At 42.8% G+C, this 4,648-nt stretch carries 4 protein-coding genes; 1 reads left to right on the top strand and 3 read right to left on the bottom strand.

Translation table 11 applies throughout. The features are described 5' to 3' along the window. Nucleotides 1-104 precede the first annotated feature (104 nt). From IM479_RS15320 to IM479_RS15310, 3 genes are all read right to left on the bottom strand, one after another. Nucleotides 105-305, bottom strand: coding sequence for a hypothetical protein (locus IM479_RS15320; protein WP_287687614.1), 201 nt, complete (start codon nt 303-305; stop codon nt 105-107). A 163-nt stretch (nt 306-468) separates the two neighbouring features. Beyond that, the gene (locus IM479_RS15315; protein ID WP_287078363.1) at nt 469-1,215 is read right to left on the bottom strand and encodes a p24 family protein; all 747 of its coding nucleotides are present in this window, start codon (nt 1,213-1,215) and stop codon (nt 469-471) included. Nucleotides 1,216-1,424: 209 nt separating this feature from the next. Next, nucleotides 1,425-3,092: a DNA methyltransferase gene (locus tag IM479_RS15310; protein ID WP_287687612.1), complete on the bottom strand. Its 1,668-nt coding sequence runs from the start codon at nt 3,090-3,092 to the stop codon at nt 1,425-1,427. A 359-nt stretch (nt 3,093-3,451) separates the two neighbouring features. Between IM479_RS15310 and pyrC the strand changes: the two genes are divergently transcribed. Then, nucleotides 3,452-4,486 (top strand): dihydroorotase, encoded by a 1,035-nt coding sequence (gene pyrC / locus IM479_RS15305; RefSeq protein WP_353737589.1) that lies wholly within the window; start codon nt 3,452-3,454, stop codon nt 4,484-4,486. Nucleotides 4,487-4,648 lie beyond the last annotated feature (162 nt).

Here is a 4,648-nt window from a genome sequence, read left to right as displayed (position 1 = left end):
TAACTTTAAACTCTAAGACAAACATTTTACGCAGGGGGTACTTAGATAAAATCAGTATAGCACAATAAAAGTTAAGTTAACAAGCTATAGTTTAAAAAGCCGTCCTAAAAGGACGGGGCTTTAACCCAAAATTTCGGTAAGATTAATTCTTCCGACTCCAAAAAGATTAAAGTATCGGCTCTAATTGGCTCTAGGGATAATTCCGAGGGTTTAATTTCTGTTAATTCTAAGGGTTTACCCAGTAACCAAGTGGCTAAGTCTCTCGAATATTCAAGGGCGATAAATTTACAGGTAGAATCATACATTTTCAATTCAACTATAGGTTAAGGCTGACCTATATTTTAACAAAATTATCACCCTATCCCTAAAAATAACCAAAGGAGGTTTTAAAACCTTCCTAAAGGCCAAGATGTGCTTCAAACTATCCTAAATGGAGATTTTATGCTTGGCGCTTACGAAAAGCAGCACCTAACCCCCAAAGATGATCGCTTCAAAAATCTCGTAGCGTTCTTTGCCAATGCGAATAAAATAAATATCGCCCTCTTTCGAGGCACTAAACGCCCCAGAGTCCGCCTGACTAACATCGTAGCCGATCGCTTTCCCTTTTTCAAAGAAAATGATACGCTTGCGGCCGTCGGGTTTGGTGACAGTGACATCTGCACTACCGTTACCTCGACGAGTGACACCAAAGGGACAAGATCCCGCCGGTTTTCCGTCGCCCATAGAACAGGTAACACTACCCGTAGCATGGTAATTTGTCCCGGGTACTTTGGCATCGCTTTGGTTGTAATAATTGGAAATAAAGATTTTTAAGCGATAATTAGCTACCTCATTATTACGCACTGAATTGCGGATCAAACCCACTTGGATCGTATAATCGCCATCCGCTGGTAGGATTCCTTCATAAGCGTTACCGGCGTTAGACCCGATAACCATCGCCGCATCCTTGCCGGGGACTTTACCCGGTGCAAAAAGGTTGAAAGAAGCACCCCCATTATCGCTATTGAAGGCAAGGGAGATATTCTGCCCAGCATTAGCGCGAATTAGGTACTGGACGACCTGTTCTCCCTTGATTTTGCCTTGAATGGTTGTTCCAGATGCTCCTGCTTTGAATTGTACCCGTTCTTTACGAACTTCGCTTAAGGCTGGAGAAGGTAGGATAACGGGGGTGGTGATTAAGGCAGCGAGGAAGAAAGCGGAAAAGAGTTTACGCATTTTCTGGGAGATAAAAAAATAAATCGAGAAAAGATGGGGTTTTTCTGCCCCTCCCCGAATCAGTAGGGAGGAAATCGAGATTACCGACAATCTAACGGACTGGTGTGGACAAGAGACTGATAGCCTCCACCTTCTACCCGTACCCTCAGAGAGTATGAGTCAAGTCCGGGGATTTTGTCAAGTCTTTTTTAGAAAAATAGAAAAAAACTTTATTCGGGGAAGGGTATATCTAAACTCATTTGTTGTCCTTGGGTTTCCCTTTGTTTTTCGGCAGCTTTCAGGACTTCAAAGGTGAGGATAACATCGAGACGTTTTTTCTGTTCAAGGATTTCTTGTACTGTCACAATCTCAATTTTATCCACACTTTGACTCATGTAACGACCGCGATAAATTCCCGCAGATTTGGCCGTTTGAACCATATCTTTGCTAGGAGGTTTCAAGGTGATAAATATACCCAGGGCTGCCCCTTGTAGTGTCATGGTTCCCTGTAGATCTCTGATGTCTCCCGATTTGACATTACCGGATTTTACTTGAAAAATAATTTTCTCGCGGTTGTCCTTATCTCCCTGAAAATAGGCAATAGCATCGACTCCTTTATCTGCCCCTTTTTTGTCATTAATCACGGCCCGGTTATTACTATAGGTTAAAACCGCCCATTTCTCAAATTCTTTGCGGGTACGATCATCGGGTTTAGTGGCTAATGCTTGCGCTGATTCCATGTCTTTAGGAATACCGTTCAGTTCAATTTTATCTAAAACATTTTTACCAAAGGAGTCCTCTAATCGCTTTAACATTAAGCTAATACTCTGATAGGTTATATCAATTCCAATCCAGTTTCTCTCTAATCTCTCCCCTACAGCAATTGTCGTTCCACACCCACAATAGGCATCTAAAATTACATCTCCTTTATTGCTACTTGCTTTGATTATTCTTTCTAATAATGCCTCCGGTTTTTGCGTGGGATAACCTAAGCGTTCTCTTGCTTGAGAAGAAATAGGGGAAATATCATTCCATAAATCTTGTAAAGGAATACCTTGCATCTCATCAAGATAACGTTTATAGCGAGGAACTGTACCAGGTTTTGTTTGAATAATTCTACCCTGTTGATAAAGTTCTTCCATTCTGTTTTTACTATAACGCCAATAGCGAGTAATCCCTAAAAACTCATATTCAGGATTTCCTTTAGAAGCACCTCCTGGTCCAGTTATGTTATCTAATGTATACAGTCTTCCATTTGTATCTCGATATTTATAGAATTTTTCAATGTATTCCTGGCTATGAGACTCATAAAGTTCATTTCTTAAGGTATTCATAGACTTTGTATAGAATAAAATTACATCATGAATCCTGCCTAAATGAACTACATTTCCTTGTTTTGTATCACTGTGAGCAGAGGAACGCTTCCAAACTATCTCATTTTTAAAATCACCCCCCTGAGAGCAAAAAACCGTATCTAAAACTATTTTTAAATAATGACTAGCAGTGGGATCACAGTGGAGATAAAAGCTACCAGTAGATTTTAAAACTCGATGGATTTCCACAATCCTCAGAGTCATACTCACCAGATAAGCGAGAAGACTACCTTTACCCAAAACTTTAGTTAAACCGTCAATTAAATCGATAGTCTGACTGGTAAATTTACCCTGATAGTTGCTTTGAATTTCCTCTAAAGCTTCGTTAGCGTGATTATCCCATGTCCAGGTATCCACAAACGCTTGTGCTTGTGCTTGATCTTCCTTGCCTAAGTTGTTATAAATTTGGTTGTAATTGCGTTTAGAATTAAAGGGTGGGTCGATATAACAAAGATCGATCGATTCATCTTTGATATATTTACGCAGCACTTCTAGGTTATCACCGTAGTATAGTTTATTGACCATAGAGATTAAGGGAATTGACTGCATCCTCAATTGTATTATTATTCCCCCTTAAAGAGGACAAATACAATTCGCCCCTACAATAATATGATTGTATCAATGGTAGAAGCACTGAGAGGCAGCCCACAATAGTCTCACCGGGAGACGGAATTAAAGGTTAATTTTTTTAAGTCTATCTAGCCTGAAAATGAGGGGTTCGCAGGCAGGCACGGATTCCCATTATATAAATAAGTATATGTCAAGTCTTGGGATTTTGTCAAGGGGAATTATATTAATTTCGCCGCTAAAATTAAAGGTTCGTTCCAATCAACTAAAACCCTTGTGCTTGGTAATGGCATCCCTAACCGTAGTATGATTGAACAATGCGAAGACTCAGAATGACTCGACCCGACGACTGGCACCTTCATCTCCGCGATGGTGCGGCAATGAAAGCGGTTTTACCCCATACGGTGCGTCAGTTTGCCCGTGCCATTATCATGCCGAATTTAAAACCCCCAGTGCGCTCAGTCGCTGATGCTGCCGCCTATCGCGAGCGCATTCTGGCAGCAGTTCCAGAGGGTCAACAATTCGAGCCATTGATGACCCTCTATCTCACCGATAATACCAGTCCCGAAGAAATCATAGCGGCGAAAGCCTCCCAGTGTGTCAAAGCGGTGAAATACTACCCAGCCGGTGCGACAACTAATTCCGACTTGGGGGTGACAGACCTGCGTAAGTGCGATCGCGTTTTGGCAGCGATGGAGCAGCTGGATATGCCGCTACTACTGCACGGGGAAGTTACCGATGGAGATATTGATGTGTTCGATCGAGAGAAAGTGTTCATTGAGAGGCACTTAATCCCACTGATAACGAGATTTCCGAAACTGCGGGTCGTATTTGAACACATTACCACTGCTGATGCGGTCCAGTTTGTTCTCTCTGCTAACAACAATGTCGCCGCCACAATTACGCCCCAACATTTATTGTTTAGCCGAAACATTCTCTTTAGCGGTGGCATTCGTCCCCATTTTTATTGCCTGCCGATTTTGAAACGAGAGGAGCATCGTTTGGCACTTTTGCAAGCGGCAACATCGGGGAATGCCAAGTTTTTTCTAGGGACCGATAGCGCACCCCATTCTCGCTACAGCAAAGAAAGTTCCTGTGGCTGCGCGGGTTGTTATTCGGCTCTGCACGCCCTAGAGTTGTACGCAGAAGCTTTTGAGAGCGTTGATGCGATCGAGCAACTGGAAGGGTTCGCCAGCTTTCACGGTCCAGATTTTTATCAACTCCCCCGGAATACCGAACAAATCACATTAACCAAAACCCCTTGGCGCATTCCCGATGAATTGCCATTTCCCGAATCCGGACTGGTGCCGTTACGAGCGGGTGAGGAAATGACTTGGCAATTGGGGGAATAAAAAACCGCCAGTTTTAGCTTACATTTGACATCCTCGCCGCCGTAAAACGGACGGCGATTCCTCACCACGCCACTTTTTTAGGGTGGTCGCGTCAACGGGGTTGACGCAGATAGCGAAAAACGCTTAATTGCTTAAGTCTGACACTTTCGACCCGTCCGTTTT

It is taken from the genome of Microcystis sp. M165S2, assembly GCF_020245885.1.
In the GTDB taxonomy this organism is placed as follows: domain Bacteria; phylum Cyanobacteriota; class Cyanobacteriia; order Cyanobacteriales; family Microcystaceae; genus Microcystis.
The sequence above is the reverse complement of the archived record's forward strand: the minus strand, read 5'-3'. Positions and strand labels throughout refer to the sequence as shown.

What these genes read in the sequence shown, in the direction of transcription:
- IM479_RS15320 (WP_287687614.1), bottom strand. Translation starts at nt 305, where the DNA reads ATGTATGATTCTACCTGTAAATTTATCGCCCTTGAATATTCGAGAGAC.
- IM479_RS15315 (WP_287078363.1), bottom strand. Translation starts at nt 1,215, where the DNA reads ATGCGTAAACTCTTTTCCGCTTTCTTCCTCGCTGCCTTAATCACCACC.
- IM479_RS15310 (WP_287687612.1), bottom strand. Translation starts at nt 3,092, where the DNA reads ATGGTCAATAAACTATACTACGGTGATAACCTAGAAGTGCTGCGTAAA.
- pyrC (WP_353737589.1), top strand. Translation starts at nt 3,452, where the DNA reads ATGCGAAGACTCAGAATGACTCGACCCGACGACTGGCACCTTCATCTC.